Source organism: Phycisphaerales bacterium (assembly GCA_040221175.1).
In the GTDB taxonomy this organism is placed as follows: domain Bacteria; phylum Planctomycetota; class Phycisphaerae; order Phycisphaerales; family UBA1924; genus JAHCJI01.
Genome location: JAVJVK010000004.1, coordinates 278,376 through 297,221, shown reverse-complemented (window position 1 = coordinate 297,221; position 18,846 = coordinate 278,376). Strand labels below are relative to the sequence as shown.

Genomic DNA, 18,846 nt, shown 5'->3' with positions numbered 1-18,846 from the left:
CTCCGGATGGCGATGGGGGCAGATTCCCCGCGCGGGCGGGTCGGAAAGTGGGGTTGTCCGATCTATGATCGGCCCTTCTCAGGATTCGTCCACGCCAGAACTCAGCCAGAATTGACCAAACCTGAACCTTGGAGAAGGGACCCGTCATGCCCGTTCCATCGACGACATCGCTGCCCCTGACGCTGGGCGCCATCAGCGATATCCCAGCGCCCTACTACGTGGCCCCGATCGCCGGCGTGGCGGCCCTGGCCACCGCCGTGTACCTCCGCGGCAGCGTCATGAGCAAGTCCGAGGGCGAGGGCGAGACCGTCCGCATCGCGCAGGCCGTCCGCGAGGGCGCGATGGCCTACCTGAAGAGCCAGTACAAGGTCGTGGGCGCGGTGTTCATCGCCCTGGTGGCCGTGCTGGGCCTGATGGTGTGGGCCGAGCTCGAGCCGGTGTGGGCCATGCTGGGCGTGCCGATCGCCGGCTTCCTGAGCGGTCTGTGCGGCTGGTTCGGCATGCGGATGGCCACCAACGCCAGCGCCCGCACGGCCACGGCGTGCAAGACGAGCCTCAACGACGGCCTGACCGTCGCCTTCCGCTCGGGCGCCGTCATGGGCCTGACGTGCGTGGGCGTGGCGATCCTGGACCTGAGCTTCTGGTACTTCTTCTTCATCGGCTTTGGCGACAAGCTCGGGGCCTTCAGCCTGGCCGAAGAGGGCAACCGCGAGGGCCTGCTGGCCGCGATGGTGACCGTGCTGATCTCCTTCAAGATGGGCGCGTCGCTGCAGGCCCTGTTCGCCCGCGTGGGCGGCGGCATCTTCACCAAGGCGGCCGACGTGGGCGCCGACCTGGTGGGCAAGGTCGAGGCCGGCATCCCCGAGGACGACGCGCGCAACCCGGCGACCATCGCCGACAACGTTGGTGATAACGTCGGCGACGTGGCGGGCATGGGCGCCGACCTGTACGAGAGCTACTACTCCAGCATCATCGCCGCCATCGCCCTGGGCGTGTCGGCGGCCTTCAGCGTGACCGTGCTCCGGGGCATGGAGGGCGGCTTCGACCTGGCCATGAAGGTGGGCACGCTGCCCATCGTGCTGGCCGGCGTGGGCATCATCGCCTCGATCATCGGCGTGTTCGCCGTCCGCACGAAGGAAGACGCGGGCTTCAAGGACCTGCTCAAGAGCCTGCACATGGGCGTGTGGCTGGCCAGCGGCCTGCTGCTGCTGGCGGCCTTCGGCGTGCCCTTCCTGCTGCTTGGCGACGCCGAGACGGCCCGCCTGCTGGGCGTGAAGTGGTACCAGTTCGGCGGTTCGATCTCGGCGGGCCTGGTCAGCGGCCTGGTGATCGCCTGGTGGACCGAGTATTGCACGAGCTACGAGCACCCGCCCACCAAGCGCATCGCCCGGCAGGCCATCACCGGTCCGGCCACCGTCATCATCACCGGCATCGCCGAGGGCATGAAGAGCACCTGGCTCTCGATCTTCGCCGTCGTCGTGGCCATCCTGGTTGCCTTCGGCATCTCGGGCGGCAACGAGAACCTGCTGATGGGCCTATACGGCGTGGGCATCGCGGCCGTGGGCATGCTCGCGACCCTGGGCATCACGCTGGCGACCGACGCGTACGGCCCCATCGCCGACAACGCGGGCGGCAACGCCGAGATGAGCGGCCAGCCCCCCGAGGTGCGCGAGCGCACCGACCTTCTGGACTCCATCGGCAACACGACCGCCGCGACTGGCAAGGGCTTTGCCATCGGCTCGGCCGCCCTGACCGCGCTGGCGCTGCTGGCCGCGTACGTGCAGGTGGTGCAGTACCACGTCGATAAGCAGACCACCAAGTTCGCCAAGGAGCAGATCGCGATCGTGACCTCCGAGGGCACGGCCCCGCTGCAGGGCGCCGTGGCGGTGTACGAGGGCCATCGCCGCTTTGGCATCATGGCCGCCGAGGAAGGCCGCGATGGCGGCGACTACGCCGGTGGCGCCATCATCCTCGATCCGACGCAGTTCGACGAGATCGCCGAGCGCGGCCACTTCGACGGCAGCGCACTGGACCTGATGCAGCCGGGCATGGAGTTCACGATGATGTGGGAGGGCGACCTGGCGACGGCGCGCAACCTCACGCTCGTGGGCGACCTGAACCACGGCGACCACGCCCACGCGATCACGATCCGCGCGGTGTCGACCGGCCAGATCACGATCTCCGATATTCTGACCTTCTACAACGTGACCATGACCAACCCCAGCCTGCTGGGCGGCCTGTTCATCGGCGTCATGCTGACCTTCCTCTTCTGCGCCCTGACCATGGACGCGGTGGGCCGCGCGGCGAATATCATGATGCAGGAGTGCCGCCGGCAGTTCGGCGTCATGCGTGGCATGTTCCGCAAGGAAGGCATGAGCGAGGCGGACATCGCCGACCCGCAGCGCTGGCCGAACCAGGTCGGCTCGGGCGAAGAGACCTATCCCAACTACGCCCGCTGCGTGACGATCGCAACCAATGGCGCGTTGAAGGAGATGGTGCTGCCCAGCATCCTGGCCGTGCTCGTGCCGGTGGGCACCGGCATGATCTTGGGCGTCAGCGGCGTGATGGGCCTCCTGGCCGGCGGCCTGATTACGGGCTTCGCGGTGGCGGTCTTCATGGCCAACGCCGGCGGCGCCTGGGACAACGCCAAGAAGTTGCTGGAGAGCTACGGCCGCATCACGGCCACCGCCGCGCTCAACGACTCGGCCAAGCGCGAGAAGATTCCCGCCGAGATCCGCGACGACATCCTGACCCGTGCCCGTGAGATGGTCGAGAGCGGCCGCGGGGACGAGTACGTCTACGGCAAGGGAAGCGACGACCACAAGGCCACCGTCGTGGGCGACACCGTGGGCGACCCCTTCAAGGACACCAGCGGTCCTTCGCTGAACATCCTCATCAAGCTGCTCAGCTCGGTGGCGGTCGTGTTCGCTGGCCTGGTGGTGAAGTTTGCCCCGGCCATCGGTGCGGCACTTGGCCTGAGCTGAATCCGCCAGCGTCGGATCCCTCCCAACGTCGACCGGCCCGCAGATCGCTGCGGGCCGGTTTTGCGTTTGGGGCCACATCGTTTCGCCAGAGGTGCATCGCCGATTGGCCGGGCCACGAACCGGTCATCAGAACCACTTCCGGGTGTGCGATCGATGCGGGGAGGGGCAACGCTGCCCCCGGCTGCTGTCACACGCCAACGTGCGAAGGAGATGACGATGCTTTTGAATCGAGCAACACTGGCGCGTGCCTCCACCGGCGTCACCGCCGCCGCGTCCATGATCGCCCTGGCAGGCGTGGCCGCGATGATCACGCCTGCGAGCCATGCGTCCAGCCACAGCGATGCTCCGCTGATCGATCAGGATCCCATGGCGAATCTCACCGACGTCTACGCGTTCGTGGGCGTCAAGTACGACGACCCGAGCGTCGAAGTGCTCAATATCGTGGCCAACGTCCGCCCGTTCGTCGAGCCGGGCGATGGTCCGCACTACGAGCGATTCGCCGACGACGCGCGGTACAGCCTGCACGTTGCCGACCCGATGACCGGGCAAACGCTCGTTCGCTATGACTTCACGTTCTCCGACGTCGATGGCGGGCTGAAGAATCCCGACACCATCCTCAGTTATGGCCTGGGCACCGAGCCGGGGGCGATCATGGAGATCGGCGACGCGCGGCAGAACTTCACCCAGACCTACGCGGTCGAGCGCGTCGACGATGGTGGGTCGACCGTGCTGGTGAGCGATGCCGTGACCGGGCCACCCAATCCGGGCAATCGGGTGACGCCGCTGTACAACGACGCCGATGGGGCAGCGTTGTCTGGCGCCGGATCGTTCGACGAACTGGATGCGTACACGCAGCAGGCCATTACGGATGGCACCGGAGGCACCGTGTTCTTCGCTGGCACGCGTGACGATAGCTTCTTTGCCGACGTGCCGGGGGTGTTCGACCTGCTGAATCCCAGGATCCTGGATCGCGATGGTGATCTGGGCGATGGGCTGGGCCAGGACGGCAACGGCGTCGACGGCTTCAAGGGCTTCAACGTGCTGACGTTGGCCGTGCAGATCCCGCTCGATGCGTTGCCCCAGTTGCCATACACCGATGCCTTCTTCGGCGATCAGCAGGGGGTGGGGGTGTATGCATCGGTGGCACGCCGTCAGTTCACCGAACGCGTCGCCGGCGACGACATCCGCTCCAGCGGGCCGTGGGTGCAGGTCAATCGCCTGGGCAATCCGCTGTTCAACGAGGTGCTGGTGGCGCTGGCCGACAAGGACCGATTCAACGCGACCGATCCGATCGACGACGCACAGTTTGCAAGCTACGCCGAGAACCCCGAGGTGGCTTCGCTCATCAACCTTGTCTATGGCACCGAATTCGCGACCGAAGGGCGCGCCGACCTGCTCGCGGTGTTCATTCCCGACGTGATCCGCGTCGCCACCACCACCGGCCCGGTTCGTCTCGAGGGCGACGACGGCTTCAGCCGGTTGGGCTTCATCGGCGGCGATCTCACTGCCGACGTGGACGGCGTCTCTAGCGGCTGGCCGAACGGGCGCCGCTTCGGAGACGACGTCGTCGACATCGCGCTGACCGCCGTCGCCAGCGGCCCGTCCTACGGCGAGATCACGCTCGTCGGAGATAACGTCACCGAGAACGACCTGCCCTATCACGCCGTGTTCCCGTACGCCGCGACGCCGCACGCGGGGACGAACAACAGCAAGGATCGCACGCCGACGGACTTTGACCTTGCCGATATCGATGGCGACGGCGCCATCACGATCTTCGACGTGCTCGAGTTCTTCAACATCTGGGAGCGCGCCGGGGCCTTCCGTTAATCACGCGTTCATTGTTCCGCGGTGCGGTCACACGCATCGCGGATCTTCATCGTTGCAATGGGAGGAATCTGGCCATGTCCGTGCGAATCATGCTGTCGATCGCTTGCGCCCTTCTCTCGCTCGTTGGCGAAGTCAACGCCCACGAGTTCTGGATCCGGCCCGGCACGTTCGAGGCCAGACCCGGTGCGTTGGGCAAGTTCTTCCTGATGCACGGGCACCGCTTCGACGGCGAATTCGTGCCGCGAAACAACCCGTACGTCAAGCGGTTCGAGTTGATTTCGTCGAACGAAGTGCAATCCGTCCTGGGACGCCATGGACAGTCGACGAACGTGGCGCGTTTTGGAGACGCCGGAACCAACATCGTCGTGTACGAGAGCGAGGAGGTGCGCAGCGAACTAGGTGCTGAGCGGTTTGCCGCATACCTGGACGAGCAGGGGCTTGACCACGTGGTCGAGCAGCGGAAGGCACGGGGAGAGTCTGACCAGCCCGGGATCGAGGTGTACGTTCGATGCGCCAAGGCGCTGGTACGCGTCTTCGACGAGCCATCGACAGGGGCAACCAGCCTGCGGGACCGCATCGTTGGATTGCCGCTGGAACTGGTGCTCGAGCCGCTCGACGAGGCCTTTGCCGGCGGGCAGGCTCGTGTGCGGGTGCTGTACCGGGGCGATCCCCTGCCGAATGCTCGGGTGGTCGCGGTCTCGCAGCAGCGGATGCACGAGGAATCGGCCAGTCGCGTGCTACAGACCGACGCAGACGGATTTGCAGATGTTCCGCTGGACGAATCCGGTCCGTGGATGCTGACGTGCCTCCACATGATTCGGACCGATGATCGTGAAGACGCCGATTGGAAGAGCTTCTGGGCGTCCTTGACCTTCCAGGTCGTACTTCCGCCCACGGCAGGCTGATAGCACCCAGCCCAAATGGCAACGGGCCACCGTAGGCGTCATGCCCATGGTCGCCCGGCGGCTTCCGTCGCCTCGTTTGGTTGTCCGGGTCGGCCTTCGGGCCGGCCTTGCTTGTTGTATCGGTCGACCAGAGGCGAGGATTGAGCGGAATGCAGCGATTCTTGCGAGCGATCTATAGAACGGTATTTGTTCGGTAGTTCGATGCTGTTCGCAGAATGTGCGCACCAAAGTGGCCCCAAGCACGCTTGAGGATGCTGACCGATTCCTATAATCTCACGCCTGCCGTCCGCCGGGGCCGATGGATCGCCCCATGCGGAGTATCCGTCGCAATGACGCCGCGGCGGCTGGCCAGGAGGGCGACGCGGCAGTGCGGTACCTAGACCGTATCACGAGCTTGTTCAGTGTCGATATGGGTATCGACCTGGGCACCTGTAACACGCTGGTTGCCGTGCGAGGCCAGGGCATCGTGCTCAACGAGCCCAGCGTGGTCGCGGTGCGCAAGGGCACCAACGAGGTGCTTAAGAACGGGCAGGCCGTCGGTTGGATGGCTAAGGAGATGCTGGGCAAGACGCCCGGCTCGATCGCTGCCGTGCGCCCGCTTAAGGATGGCGTGATCAGCGACTTCCAGATCACCGAGGCCATGCTGGGCTACTTCATCCGCAAGGTGAACCAACTCACACGCAACTGGGGCTTCATCGGCCCTCGCGTGGTGATCAGCGTGCCCAGCGGCATCACGGCCGTCGAGAAGCGGGCCGTGTTCGACAGCGCCGAGCACGCCGGCGCCCGGCGGACGTACCTGCTTGAGGAGCCCGTTGCCGCGGCCATCGGGGCCGGGCTTCCGGTGGCCGAGCCGACCGCCAGCATGATCGTGGACATCGGCGGCGGCACCACGGAAGTAGCCGTGATGTCGCTGGCTGATATCGCCGTGTGCGAGTCGGTGCGTGTTGCCGGCGACGACATGGACGAGGCGATCATGAACCACATGCGTCGCACGTACAACCTGATGATCGGCGAGCAGACCGCCGAGCGCATCAAGATCGAGCTTGGCTCGGCCAGCAAGTCGAGCGATGAGAGCACGATCGAGGTACGTGGTCGAGACATGATCAGTGGCCTGCCGCGAAAGGCAACCATCACCAGCGAAGAGATCCGCGAGGCCCTTAGCGAACCGATCAGCCAGATCATCGAGACCGTGACGCGCACGCTCGAAAAGGTCGAGCCGGAACTCGCGGCCGACTTGGTCGAGAACGGGATCATGCTCGCCGGTGGCGGCGCCTTGCTCCGTGGCTTGCCCGAGGTGCTTCGCAAGGCCACGGGGCTTGAGTGCAAGTTGGCAGACGATCCGCTGACCTGCGTGGCCCGCGGAACGGCGATCTACCTGGAGCACATCGAGGAGTGGAAGGCCACCCTCGAGAACGACATCGACGTGTAACGGGCCGGTCGACTGATCAGCCCGTGACTTCCGGGGCGACATGGCCGGACCATTCTCCAGACGACCCAGTGCTCGAACGTTGCTGCGTGCCAGCCTGGTCGTGCTGTTCCTGCTCGCAATCACGCCCATGCGATACACGCGCTGGACGACGGGCTTTGCCGACGTGGCCGTTACCGTGTCGGCGCCGGTCAGCAACGCCGTCCGCTGGGTCAGCGACCCACTGACTCGCCCGTTCCGGCGGATGGCCGATCCCGCATTGGCCGAACAGTACAAGCAGGAACTCGAAGTCGCCCGCCAGCGTGCGCTCGACCTGGAGCTGAAGGTCCGCGAACTCGGGCGGCTGGTCTTCGAGCTCCAGCGCGGCGCTGAGTTGACGCCCGAGCTGGGCGTGCAGCAGGTTGCCGCGCCAGTCATCGGTCGCTTCAGCGAGGCTTCGAGCAGCGCGTTGCAGGTACGCGCCGGCACCGGTCGAGGCGTGGTCGAGAACTCGGTGGCCGTCGTGGAGGGGCTCCAGTTGCTGGGGCGCGTCGAGCGCGTGACGGGGGCCTGGTGCGTCGTGCGCCCCATAACCGACGATGCCGCCGGTGGACTGATGGCCCTGGTGATGACCGGAGAGGACTTGCAAAGCGGCATCCAGTGCCGGCTCGAGCCCGCGGGCGGGGGCATGCTCTCAGGCCCTGCGACCTGGGTGTTTGATGAGACCCGCCGCGCACCAGTGGAGATCTCGATCGGCATGACCGTGCGACTGCGCGACGAAACGTGGCCGCGCAGCGCTCAGATGCTGATCGTGGGCGAGGTCGTGGAGGTGGCGCCGGCGCCCGACGAACCGACGAGAACCATCATCACCGTCGCGCCCACGGTGCCGCTCGAGCGAGTCAGCGAAGTCGTGCTGCGCGTACCGATCGATCCGCAGGAAGACGAGTCGGAGGATGGCACGCCGTGAACTGGCCCGTCTTTGCCATCATCGCGTATCTCCTCTTGGGGCTCGAGCGTGGGCTGCGAGACGCCCTTGCCATCGGCCCGGTCCAGCCGAGCTTCCTGCTCGCCATGGGCGCCTACATCGCCCTGAGCGCGCCGCCGATGCATGCGGTGTGGGCATGCCTGGTGCTTGGGCTCACGCTCGACCTGACCGGCGGCTGGCCCATGCTCGCCGGTGCGGCCCAGCCGCTCATCGGGCCGTATGCGTTGGGCAGCGTGCTCATGGCGCAGGTCATCCTGACGCTCCGCGGCAAGCTGGTGCGCCATCACCTGGCCACGCTCTCGGTCTTGACGCTCTTCGGCGTCCTGGCGGCACAGGTCGTCGTGGTCATCCTGCTGACCATCCAGAAGCTCACCGGCGCCCCTCTGGCGTTTGAACCCGGGCGCGAGATCCTCGTTCGCCTCGGGTCCGCCGGCTACACCGCGATCCTTGCCCTGCCGCTCGGTTTGCTGCTCATCGCCATCGCACCGCTTCTGGGCTTCACCGGAAACAGCCCCCGGCCCTGGCAACGTCGGTCATAGGCTTCGTGGACTTCTAAAGGAGCAGGGCGTGAAGCTGATCCTCTTCGATGACGGCAAGGGCGAACTGGCGCCGCTGAATGACCTGCGGCCCGCCTTCGATATCCGCACGGGCGCGTGGACCGCATTCGAGCGGTGGACCAACGCGGGCATGCAGCCCAGTGCGCTCATCGTGCCCGAGTCTTTGGCGGCGATCGCCAAGGTGATTCATCCTCGCCAGACCGTGAACGACGCGCCGCCCGAGGAATCCGTAGTCGTCAACGGCCGATGGCCCCTGGCGGCCCGAGACCTGGATGCGATCGACGCCCTGCAGGCGGGCCAGGCGCTGGTGAGCGGTAACACCCTCCTCGCGGCGCGTGTCGGTGGTGGTGGGGCCGATGCGCTGGACCCGGCCTCATACTCGACCAGCGAGCACCGGGCCGGCCTGCTCGAGCGATGCTGGCACGTGCGCACGCACCGGGACGCGTGCATTTCTAATGATCTCGCATCGATGGCTCCGGCCAAGGGCGTCGTTGTGCGGGAAGGAGCCAGGGTTGCCGAGAGTGCCGTACTCGACGCGAGCAACGGCGCCATCGTGATCGACGAGAACGCACGCGTCGGCCACCATGCCGTCGTCATCGGGCCGGCATACGTCGGCCCGGGGTCGACGATCATCGAGCACGCCACCATCCGTCCGTACACGGCGATTGGTCCGGTCTGCAAGGTCGGCGGCGAGATCACGGGCGTGATTTTCCAGGGCTACGCGAACAAGGCGCATGAGGGGTTTCTCGGCGACAGCTACGTTGGCGCATGGTGCAACCTGGGCGCGGGCACCACCAACAGCAATCTGCTCAACACGTACGGCCAGGTCGTCATCGACCGCCAGCGAACGGGCGAGACGTTCATGGGCTGCATCCTGGCAGACCACGTCAAGACCGCGATCGGCACCCGCATCATGACCGGTGCCGTGGTCGGCACGGGGACGATGTGGGCGGCCGCCAAGCCCATCACCGGTCGCGTTCGTGCGATGCGATGGGTCACCGACGCCGGTGAGAAGGCCTACCGGACCGAGAAGTTCCTGGAGGTGGCGCGAGCAGCCATGCAGCGCCGGGACGCCGAGCCGAGCGAAGCAGAGATCGAGCGTTTCGAGGCGCTCGCGGGCGACTGAGCAGGCGGATACCAGACATCCCGAATGGTGTTGTCTGGAACGATTCCAAGCCGCAATCAGCGAGCCTAACCTGAGGTATGCACCTACGCCATAGCGATCATGATCACGGGCCCAAGGAGGTTCCCGTGAAGTTTATTCTGGAAGACCCCGAGGCCCTGACCGGTTCGGACCGGCAGGAATGGGAAGTGCTTGCCGCCAAGGGCGAGCATCTTCTCGAGGTCGCCATCGACAACGGCATCAATATCGAGCACGCGTGCGGAGGCGTGTGTGCCTGCTCCACGTGCCACGTCTATGTCGAGAAGGGCATGGACGACGTGGCTGAGGCCACCGAGGCAGAGGAAGACCGCGTCGAGGAGGCTCCCGGGCTCCAGATGAACAGCCGCCTGAGTTGTCAATGCGAGGTTGAGGGCGATGGACCCATCGTGGTCCGGGTGCCCGCCTGGAATCGAAACGCCGTCAAGGAAGTGCCGCACTAGCGGCCCCTTGCGATACTTAGGCGGTCGCGGCGGTGATTGCGTCGGCCGCCTGATCGGCGAAACTCGCCAGATCGAAGTCCTTGACGGTGATCCCTCCGGCGTCGTGGGTGGAGACCGTCAGGGTCACCTTTGAATAGCGGATCAGCACGTCGGGGTGGTGCTGCACGCGTTCGGCCTCTTCGGCCACCTCGTTGACGAACCGGATCGATGCTTTGAAGTCTGCGAACTCGAAGGTCCGCTGGATCTCGCCGCCGACCTCGGTCCACTCGGGGTGATTCGCCAGGCGATCCTTCACCTCGGCTTCGGAGAGCTTCTCCATCGTGCCACACTCCATCCCGCCGGAATCCGGGGGCCCGCGACTCCTCCACGTGCCGCCCGCCGGGCCTCAACGGTAGCGCCCGGGGCGGGCCAACCAACCCGGCCCCAACGCCTTCCCTACAAATGCCCCCGTGAACCCCGCCCTGCCAGCCCAGAAGACGCGATTGGCCCCGTCACCCACCGGCGCCCTGCATCTGGGCAATGCGAGGACCTTCGCGGTGAACTGGATTCTCGCGCGCCGGCACGGTTGGGCTATCGCGATGCGGATCGAAGACCTGGACGGCCCGCGTGTGAAGCCCGGCGCGATCGACCAGACCCTCGACATCCTCGCGTGGCTGGGGATTGACTGGGACGAGGGGCCCGTGATCCAGAGCCAGCACCTGGACCCTCACGTTGACGCGATGCAGGCGCTGGCGGCCGGCGGCATGGCCTATCCCTGCGAATTGACCAGGGGAGAGATCGCCGCGGCCGCATCGGCGCCGCATGCTGGCGATGGCGCGCCCGCTGCGGTCGCCCGACCCGTGCCGCTCGCTCCAGCCCCATTCACAGCCCGGGAAACGAACTGGCGGTTTGCCACGCCAGAGGGCGATGTCGAGATCGACGACGCGTTCCTGGGGCCCTCCCGGATCAACCCGGCAGCCGAGGCTGGTGACTTCGTCATATGGACCAAGCGGGGCATGCCGGCGTACCAACTTGCCGTGGTCGTCGACGACGCCCGCCAGGGCGTGACCCAGGTGGTGCGGGGCGATGATCTGCTCGATTCGGCCGGAAGGCAGGCGCTGTTGTACCAGGCCCTCGGGCTCTCTCCAACGCCCATATATACCCATCTCCCGCTGGTGCTCGGGCCCGATGGCCGTCGGCTTGCCAAGCGGCACGGCGACAGCAGATTGGTGGCGTATCGGGCGCGGGGCGTGCCGATCGAGCGCATCTGGGGGTTACTGGCCTCGTGGAGCATGCCCGAGCAGCCACGGGTGGCGATGGACGCGGCCGAGTTCGCCGAGCGCTTTGACCTCGATACCATGCCCCGCGGGCCCGCCCGCTTTACGCCGGAGGACGACGCATGGCTTCTCGGACGATCCTGATTTTCCTTTTCACCGTGGCCTGCGTGCTGCTTGGCGCCTGCGTGCCAAACGAAGCCGTTTCGAACGACGTCGAGACGATCACGATCAACGGGCAGACGTTCTTCCTGGAAATCGCGGCCGACGATGCGAAGCGGCTCAAAGGGCTTGGCGGACGCGAGCAGATCGAGCCCGACGGTGGCATGATCTTCGTGTTTCCCAGGCCCCGTCGGCTGGAATTCGTGATGCGTGATTGTCTGGTGCCCATCGACATTGCGTTTCTCGATCAGTTCGGCACGGTCGTGGCGACGCACGAGATGCCCGTTGAGCCGCAGTTGGAGGGCGAGAGCCGCCAGGCCTACGAACAGCGGCTGACGAGGTACCCCAGCAACGCGGCCGCCCAGTTTGCCCTGGAGTTTCAGGCCGGCAAGCTCCGAGAACTCGGCCTGGAGCGCGGGGATACCGTCGAACTGGAGTTCGCTCGGCTTCAGAAGATGGCTCGCTGAGCCGATAGCCCTTCCAGAGGAGGGGCACGCCGCCTTGGCGCGCCTCGGGAGGGCGCGCGTTGGCAACACCGGGCATCATCGTGGCAAGTTCCGACCCTTCGGGCGGTGATTCGCTGGCCTATTGGGAGGCGATCCGCGCTGCCTGGGGCGCAGAGGCTCCGCAGGCCGAATTCGTGGATGTGGGGGATCTGGCCGACACGCTCATCGCCCAGAGCGAGTCGAGCGATGCCGCTCGGGCGCACGCCGTGCTCGTCTTGCTTGACGAGGGGACGCCCAAGGCCACCATCGTGGCGTTTGCCCATCTGCTCCACGACGTGTCGTCCTTTGGCTTCGTGCTCATGCCTGGCATGCCGGCGGACATGCGCAGCCAGATCTCCCGTGGCGGGCTGCTCGGGGCCGATACGGCCCTGGACCCGCACGCGATCGCCACCGCCCTCAAGGCGCTGCTGGGTCGCCAGGACTCCATCGTCGAGCTGCAACAGGAGCTACGCATCCTGACGGGCGCTCAAGGCGGCGTGCGCCAGGAAATGGACCGCATGCACGAGGAATTGAACCTGGCGGCGGCCATCCAGCAGGAGCTGCTGCCTGCCGAGCTGCCCGAAGCCGACGGATTGGAGTTCGGCGTGATGTACCGCCCGGCGACGTACGTCAGCGGCGACATCTACGACGTCACGCGGATCGACGAGGATCGCCTGTGGTTCTTCGTGGCCGATGCCGTGGGGCACGGCGTTCCCGCGGCCTTGCTCACGATGGTGATCTCTCGGAGCCTTCGGAGCGGTGCGGCGACGCGATCCCCGGCCGAAGCGATGACCGCGCTGAATGCCGACCTTGTGCGCACCCAACGGGGACGTTCGCGCTTCGCGACGGCGATCTGCGGGACGCTCGATCTGCGTACGCGTGAGGTCACCTTGTGCACCGCGGGCCACCCGCCGGCACTGGTGTTGGGCGGCGATGAGGAGCGATCCTACGACTCCGGAGGCGCACTCCTTGGCGTCTTCGAAGGCGAGCCCTATCAGCAGATTACGTTTACGCTCCAGCCGGGCGAGACGCTCCTCCTGTATAGCGACGGATTCGAGACTGCCTTCCCCGACGCGGACGAGGCGGCTTTGGGTTCGGCAAACGGGAAGCTGGACGTGCAGGCGTACCTCACCGAGTTTGCGAACCTCCCGTGGATCGGGCGCAGCGAAGAGGCTTGTACGGCCAGCGCTATCCGCCGGCTGTCCGAGCGCGTGGACTGCCAGGCGGGTTCGCTGCATCAACAGGACGACCTGACGGCCGTTGCCATCGCGCTCAAGCCCGTCGCCCAGTCACGAGAGCAGGCCGCCTGAAGCTTCAGGCTTCGGCCAGCATCGCGAAGCCGTCCATCACGCGGGGCCACGCCTTGGTGAAGTACGCATAGACCTGGTCCCACTGTTTGCCGCGGCCGAAGCCAAGGTGCGTGAGCTCGACCTTCGTCCCGCCTTCGACCGGTTCGAAGAGCACGACCACGCGGCTGCGCTCCTGACGAATTTCGGGGAACGTCGGCGGCGCATTCCACTCGAAGCTCAGCATGCGCTCGGGAAGGTAGCTGAGGATCCGGCAATCTTCCGATCCGCGGAGGCCTTCGGGCAACTGCATGGCGAAGTACACCTCGTAGGGCCCGCCGATCCGCAGTTCGATCGAGTTGTGCTTGCTCATGAACCCGGCCACACCCTGGCCCGTGGTCCACCTCGCCCAGCACTCGGCCGGGGTGGCCGGCACGATGCGTGACTCGACGATCATGCGATCGGTGGCGTCGGCCACGTGGCGCGAGCCGTCGACGACCAGGTTCCCATGTGAGCTTTGTTCGGCCATGCCCGTGCTCCGTTGCGTGCCTGCCGGCGACATCGCCAGCACCGACAAGCCTACGGCAAGACCGACCACCGCTGCCAATCCCTTCACCCCGCGTGCCATTGCATCCTCCTTGCGGATCCACTCGCCTCCTTCTTGGCAGAGAGTCGGTCGGCCTTGCACGCCCGTCGCGCCCAGCCCTCATCGAGCAAGAGTCGTACAGTCGCCAGAATGGTCGAGCCCCGGCCGAACAAGCCGCAGAGCAGGAAGCCGACAGAGGGCGTTGGGTTGTTTATCGCATTTGTAGTGCGTCGGTTTGCCGACGATGCGAGCCCGCGACTTCGATCGTTCGCCCGACCACTACGTGGTCCGGTTGCGGTAGGGGTCTTCAGCCCTCGGCCAGCGCTTTGAGCTTCTGGAGGCCGTCCTGCCAGCCTTCTTCGAAGCCAGCGGGCAACGATTCGTCGTACTCGCCCGCCATGCGATGCTCGACGCTGACCCGGGTGCCGTGACCTGCCGGCTCGAACGTGATGGTCATGTTCGCGATGAAGGCGCTTGGGATGGTGCAATCGCCACGCATCCGGATCTTCCGGCCGGGCTTGAGCATGGTGAACGTGCCGATGACGTTCTGGTCGGGAGGGCCCGCATCTCGCTTGGTTTCGATGTAGAAGTGGCCGCCAATCTTGCGTTCGGCGATGGTGGTCTGCGTCTTGCGGCTTTCCTCGCTCTCGTAGAACCAGTCGTTCGGGCGGTCGAAGAACAGGTCATACACCTTGGCGGGCGGTGCGTCGATGGTGACTTCGGCCTGCACCACCGTAGCCGAGACGTTGATCGTCTGCGTGGACATTTCGCGTTCTCCCTGGCTGGCATGCTCGCCCTCGGCGAGCCGCTGCAGGCCGACGAGCGACCCCGCCCACCGGTCCTGGTACCTGCTCACCCAACGCTCGTACACCCTGCGCAGGGGTACCGCGTTGAGGTAGTTGAACTTCTGGCGCCCCTCCTTGCGAGCCACGACCAGACCGGCCTCTTCGAGTACCGAAAGGTGCTTCATGACGGCAAACCGACTGAGTGCCGGAAACGCGCCGGCCAGCTCGCCTGTGGTGGATCGGCCCTGCCGCAGGCGATCGAGGATGGCCCGCCGTGTGGGATCGCTCAGGGCCTTCCACACGGCGTCGGCGACGCCGGCCTGCGGCGGATGTGTGCTCGCGTCCATGCCGATTCAGACCAGCAGGCCTAAAAGAGCGGAGGCATGCCGAACACGCGTCGCGCGGTGCTGATCTGGCCGGCATGGAAGGCCTCGTGCGATGCCAGCGAGCCCATGAGCATGATGCGGTCTGCTGCCAGTTGGGCGATGCCGCCCGAGAGCGGCTCCATGAGTTCGCTCTCGCTCAGGCCGCTGAACCAGGAAACCACGGCCGCGCGGGATCGAGCAAGACCGTCGAGCAGTTCTTCCCGGCTGGGGTGCCCCTCCGCGCCCGGCTTGCACTCGCTGCCACCCTTGAACATGTCGTGCCACTCCGTGGGCAGCACGGGCTCGCCACCGCCCAACTGGGCGCGGACCAGATCGTCGGTGACGGCGATGTGACCGAGGTTCCAGGCCGCGTGGTTGCCGCCCTGGGCCGGGGGCTGGTAGAACTTCTCGTCGGGCGTGGCCTTGGCCATCTCGAGCAGCAGGGTCCGGGCGAACTCCATGTTGCGCAGGCCGTCGCGAACGTGGGTGAAGGACTGGGCGGCGGAGGGTGCGTCGGGCATGTCGAAACTCCTGGCGGGAAATGCGGTCTTTGGTCAGCATTGGCCGCGTTTGAGCGTGGACCAATATGTGACTAAATAGTAACATGAATATGCTGGCGTGTCAACCCCATAACCAGAAAAACGGTCGGCGGGCTGTAAAGGCCCGTTACGGCTGAGCCAGGGGGCAATACACTCTGTGTATCCATGGGAATCGGAACCGTACTACTCGACCGTGGGGTCATCACCCAGGAAGAACTGGACCGCGCCCTGGACCAGCAGCGGTCCTCGGGCGAGCGTCTGGACCGGGTTTTGGTCCGCATGGGGCTTGTTGACCCCGACCAGGTCCTCCAGACCATCGGCGACCAGTTCCACCTGGACGTGGTCGACTTGGACTCCATGGTCGTTGAGCCCAAGGTGCTCCAGGCCTTGCCGGCCAGCCTCGTGCACAAGCAGCGGTGCGTGCCCATCCGCCGCGAGAACGGCACGCTGACGGTCGCGACCAGCGATCCCTTCGAGCTGGGCGTGCTCGACGAGCTTCGTCTGCTGACCGGCCACAGCATCGAGGTGGTGCTGGCCGACGACGATGGCCTGCAACGGTTCATTCGGGCAAACTACGGTGTGGGTTCGGACACGCTCGATGCGCTTTCGGCCGAGGCCGGCGTTCAGGTCGAGGCCAAGGGAGACGAGGACGAGATCGAGCAGGCCCAGGAAGCCAGCGTCATCAAGCTGGTCAACGACCTGCTGCTCGAGGCCGTCCGTGAACGCGCAACCGACGTCCACATCGAGCCCTACGAACACCAGCTAGTGGTTCGGTATCGCATCGACGGCGTGCTCCAGCGTGCCAACGTGCCCGAGACCATCAACCGCTTCTCGGCGGCCATCATCAGTCGCCTGAAGATCATGTCGAACATGAACATCGCCGAGAAGCGCAAGCCGCAGGATGGCCGAATCACGCTCAAGCAGCGCGTACCCGACGCAAACGGCCGAATGGTGCTCCAGGAATTCGACCTGCGCGTGAGCGTCATTCCCATGCTCTTCGGCGAGGGCGTGGTGCTCCGCATCCTCAACAAGTCCGCGGTGCTCATGGCGTTGAGCGACTTGGGCATGCCCCAGTGGATCGAGGATGGCTGGAATCAACTGATCGAGCGGCCCTATGGCATCCTGCTGGTCACCGGGCCGACCGGCTCGGGTAAGTCGACGACGCTGTATGCCTCGCTCAACCGCATCGTGAGCGATGAGATTAAGGCCATCACGGTCGAGGACCCGGTCGAGTACCACGTCTCCGGTGTCAATCAGATCCAGGTGAACCAGCAGGTGGGCCTGACGTTCGCGGCCGGCCTTCGATCAATCCTGCGACACGACCCGGACGTCGTCATGATCGGCGAAATCCGCGACAAGGAGACGGCCGAGACGGCCGTGCAGGCCTCGCTGACCGGCCACCTGGTGTTCAGCACGCTGCACACCAACGACGCTCCGGGCGCCATGACGCGACTGCTCGACATGGGCGTGGAGCCGTTCCTGGTTTCCAGCAGCGTCGAGGGCGTGCTGGCCCAGCGGCTAGTGCGGCGGGTCTGCACGCACTGCGCTCAAAGCTACACGCCCGAGCCAACCGACCTGCCGCCGGGATTCACGCCCAACGACGACGGGACGCTCACCAAGGGCACGGGCTGTCGCGAGTGCCGCCAGAGCGGTTACCGCGGGCGCATCGGGCTCTATGAACTGATGAAGAGCGGCGATCGCCTGCGCGACGACATCATGCACGGTCGCAGCGCGGGCGAGATCGCTGCCCACGCCCTGGAAGACGGCGTGCTGGCCCGCATGAGCCAGGACGGTTTCGCAAAAGCCCGGGCGGGCAAGACGACTATTTCCGAAGTGATGCGCGTGCTGACGGTATAGGTCAGTCCCCCGTACGACAGCCGTTACTCGATCGTCACCACGATGCGTGCGGGTGCCGCATCAGCGTCTTGGCCTTCACCCTGTTCCACTTGTTCGAGTTGGATGGTCAGTGCGGAACCGCCAAAGGCGTCTGCAACTGTCGGAGGCAGCGAGAGCGTACCGGCATCACCTTCGACCGAGAAGCCTGCGCCGGTGAGCGTTGCCTTGAGCGCCTCGGTCAGGTTTGGGATTTCGATGCCCTCGCGTACCGGGACCACGATGCGTGTGCGCAGCCCGGTTTCGGTCGAGTCGATCGACCAGCTCATGCCGATCTCGACGGCCTGAACGATGCCGCGCAGCCGGTTGCCGTGCTGGCCCATCCACTGTTGGAATTGCCGGCCAAACGCCTCGCGGTCGTCCGGCTCGAGCGCTACGGCATAGGTACGCAGGCCTGCGTCGAAGAGGGCCGGCCAGCGGGCCCCAACATTCCCAGCGTCGGGCACGGGGCCGCTGCGGGTCGTGACGTCTTCGGGTGGGAGGGCCCGGCTCGAATATGCCAGGCGCACGGCACTCGACTCGGGCACGTGTACGTGAATCTTGCGGGCGTTGGCCAGACCGGTCACGGCGACGACTCGGCGAGCGGGACCATCGGCCAGGGACTGCGGCCAGGCGCGTCGGAGTCCTTCCAGATCGAGCATCAACTCGACGCCACCGGCGGATTCGGGCGTGTGCGAAGCGAAGGGATCGAGTGCGTCAGGTCGAAGAAACCCTTCCTTGAAGTCGACTTTCGTGAAGCAGAGTTCGATGCCAGCATCGCTCTCTCGGATGAACACGAGGCCATCCCCGTCAGGAGCGGGCCATGCGCCGACCAGTCGATCAACGTCGGCTTCACCGCTTAGCGAGAGCGATGCGGCGATGTGGAGTTTCCTGGCGTGTGCCGGATTCTGTGGGTCCGGCTCGATCCCCGTCACCACGACCGTGGCGCCGGAACCGATGCTCATGGTGGCCAACGCCAGCCGCACCAGGGCGGCGACGCCGTCGGCCTCACCCAGGGATCGGAACTGGCTCATGTGGAGCATGGCGTCCCGTAGATGTTCGACGGCCTCTTGCACGTCCTCGGGCGGAACCTGCCCCGACGTGCGAATGGCCGCGAGCGCCTGCTGCGGTGGTGGGGTGGGCTGAACCTCGATCTCGGTGCCCTGGCCCAATGTGCTCGGGGTGAGGAGCATGATCAGGGTCAGACACGCCAGCAGAACGCGTTGCTTCATGCCTCCAGCATAGAGC

17 protein-coding genes are annotated in these 18,846 nt (G+C 65.9%); 12 read left to right on the top strand and 5 right to left on the bottom strand.

What is annotated here, in order from left to right; all coding sequences use genetic code 11:
• Positions 1–146: 146 nt before the first annotated feature.
• From RIE32_03470 to RIE32_03435, 8 genes are all read left to right on the top strand, one after another.
• The gene (locus RIE32_03470; GenBank protein MEQ9095304.1) at positions 147–2,984 is read left to right on the top strand and encodes a sodium/proton-translocating pyrophosphatase; all 2,838 of its coding nucleotides are present in this window, start codon (positions 147–149) and stop codon (positions 2,982–2,984) included.
• A 216-nt stretch (positions 2,985–3,200) separates the two neighbouring features.
• Positions 3,201–4,811 (top strand): DUF4331 domain-containing protein, encoded by a 1,611-nt coding sequence (locus RIE32_03465; GenBank protein ID MEQ9095303.1) that lies wholly within the window; start codon positions 3,201–3,203, stop codon positions 4,809–4,811.
• 74 nt (positions 4,812–4,885) lie between these two features.
• Entirely contained in the window at positions 4,886–5,716 is an 831-nt protein-coding gene (locus RIE32_03460) for a DUF4198 domain-containing protein (protein MEQ9095302.1), read from the top strand.
• A 367-nt stretch (positions 5,717–6,083) separates the two neighbouring features.
• On the top strand, positions 6,084–7,145 hold the full coding sequence (locus RIE32_03455; protein MEQ9095301.1) for a rod shape-determining protein: 1,062 nt from the start codon (positions 6,084–6,086) through the stop codon (positions 7,143–7,145).
• A 79-nt stretch (positions 7,146–7,224) separates the two neighbouring features.
• Complete coding sequence (locus RIE32_03450; protein MEQ9095300.1) at positions 7,225–8,088, top strand: rod shape-determining protein MreC; 864 nt, start codon at positions 7,225–7,227, stop codon at positions 8,086–8,088.
• Positions 8,085–8,645: a hypothetical protein gene (locus RIE32_03445; GenBank protein MEQ9095299.1), complete on the top strand. Its 561-nt coding sequence runs from the start codon at positions 8,085–8,087 to the stop codon at positions 8,643–8,645. Before RIE32_03450 ends, RIE32_03445 begins: the two co-directional genes overlap by 4 nt.
• A gap of 28 nt (positions 8,646–8,673) precedes the next feature.
• Positions 8,674–9,789, top strand: a complete 1,116-nt coding sequence (locus tag RIE32_03440; protein MEQ9095298.1) for a putative sugar nucleotidyl transferase — start codon at positions 8,674–8,676, stop codon at positions 9,787–9,789.
• Positions 9,790–9,914: 125 nt separating this feature from the next.
• Positions 9,915–10,265, top strand: coding sequence for a 2Fe-2S iron-sulfur cluster-binding protein (locus RIE32_03435; GenBank protein MEQ9095297.1), 351 nt, complete (start codon positions 9,915–9,917; stop codon positions 10,263–10,265).
• Between the two features lie 16 nt (positions 10,266–10,281).
• Here RIE32_03435 and RIE32_03430 read toward each other — a convergent pair whose 3' ends face one another.
• Positions 10,282–10,584 carry a 4a-hydroxytetrahydrobiopterin dehydratase gene (locus RIE32_03430; GenBank protein ID MEQ9095296.1) on the bottom strand — a complete coding sequence of 101 codons (303 nt, stop codon included), beginning with the start codon at positions 10,582–10,584 and terminating at the stop codon, positions 10,282–10,284.
• 130 nt (positions 10,585–10,714) lie between these two features.
• Between RIE32_03430 and RIE32_03425 the strand changes: the two genes are divergently transcribed.
• The 3 genes from RIE32_03425 to RIE32_03415 are packed head-to-tail and all read left to right on the top strand — an operon-like array spanning position 10,715 to position 13,475.
• Positions 10,715–11,665 (top strand): glutamate--tRNA ligase family protein, encoded by a 951-nt coding sequence (locus RIE32_03425; protein MEQ9095295.1) that lies wholly within the window; start codon positions 10,715–10,717, stop codon positions 11,663–11,665.
• Positions 11,644–12,147 (top strand): DUF192 domain-containing protein, encoded by a 504-nt coding sequence (locus RIE32_03420; GenBank protein ID MEQ9095294.1) that lies wholly within the window; start codon positions 11,644–11,646, stop codon positions 12,145–12,147. The genes RIE32_03425 and RIE32_03420 overlap by 22 nt, the downstream gene beginning before the upstream one ends.
• A 59-nt stretch (positions 12,148–12,206) precedes the next feature.
• Positions 12,207–13,475, top strand: a complete 1,269-nt coding sequence (locus RIE32_03415; GenBank protein MEQ9095293.1) for a SpoIIE family protein phosphatase — start codon at positions 12,207–12,209, stop codon at positions 13,473–13,475.
• A 4-nt stretch (positions 13,476–13,479) separates the two neighbouring features.
• On the opposite strand, the gene RIE32_03410 is transcribed toward RIE32_03415, so the two are convergent.
• The 3 genes from RIE32_03410 to RIE32_03400 all read right to left on the bottom strand — a co-directional run bounded on the left by RIE32_03410 (position 13,480) and on the right by RIE32_03400 (position 15,708).
• Positions 13,480–14,079, bottom strand: a complete 600-nt coding sequence (locus tag RIE32_03410) for an SRPBCC domain-containing protein (GenBank protein ID MEQ9095292.1) — start codon at positions 14,077–14,079, stop codon at positions 13,480–13,482.
• Between the two features lie 265 nt (positions 14,080–14,344).
• Positions 14,345–15,169 carry a metalloregulator ArsR/SmtB family transcription factor gene (locus tag RIE32_03405; protein MEQ9095291.1) on the bottom strand — a complete coding sequence of 275 codons (825 nt, stop codon included), beginning with the start codon at positions 15,167–15,169 and terminating at the stop codon, positions 14,345–14,347.
• Positions 15,170–15,189: 20 nt separating this feature from the next.
• On the bottom strand, positions 15,190–15,708 hold the full coding sequence (locus RIE32_03400; protein ID MEQ9095290.1) for a DinB family protein: 519 nt from the start codon (positions 15,706–15,708) through the stop codon (positions 15,190–15,192).
• Positions 15,709–15,891: 183 nt separating this feature from the next.
• Between RIE32_03400 and RIE32_03395 the strand changes: the two genes are divergently transcribed.
• Entirely contained in the window at positions 15,892–17,583 is a 1,692-nt protein-coding gene (locus tag RIE32_03395) for a GspE/PulE family protein (protein ID MEQ9095289.1), read from the top strand.
• A 23-nt stretch (positions 17,584–17,606) separates the two neighbouring features.
• On the opposite strand, the gene RIE32_03390 is transcribed toward RIE32_03395, so the two are convergent.
• The gene (locus RIE32_03390; protein MEQ9095288.1) at positions 17,607–18,830 is read right to left on the bottom strand and encodes a hypothetical protein; all 1,224 of its coding nucleotides are present in this window, start codon (positions 18,828–18,830) and stop codon (positions 17,607–17,609) included.
• Positions 18,831–18,846: the final 16 nt, after the last annotated feature.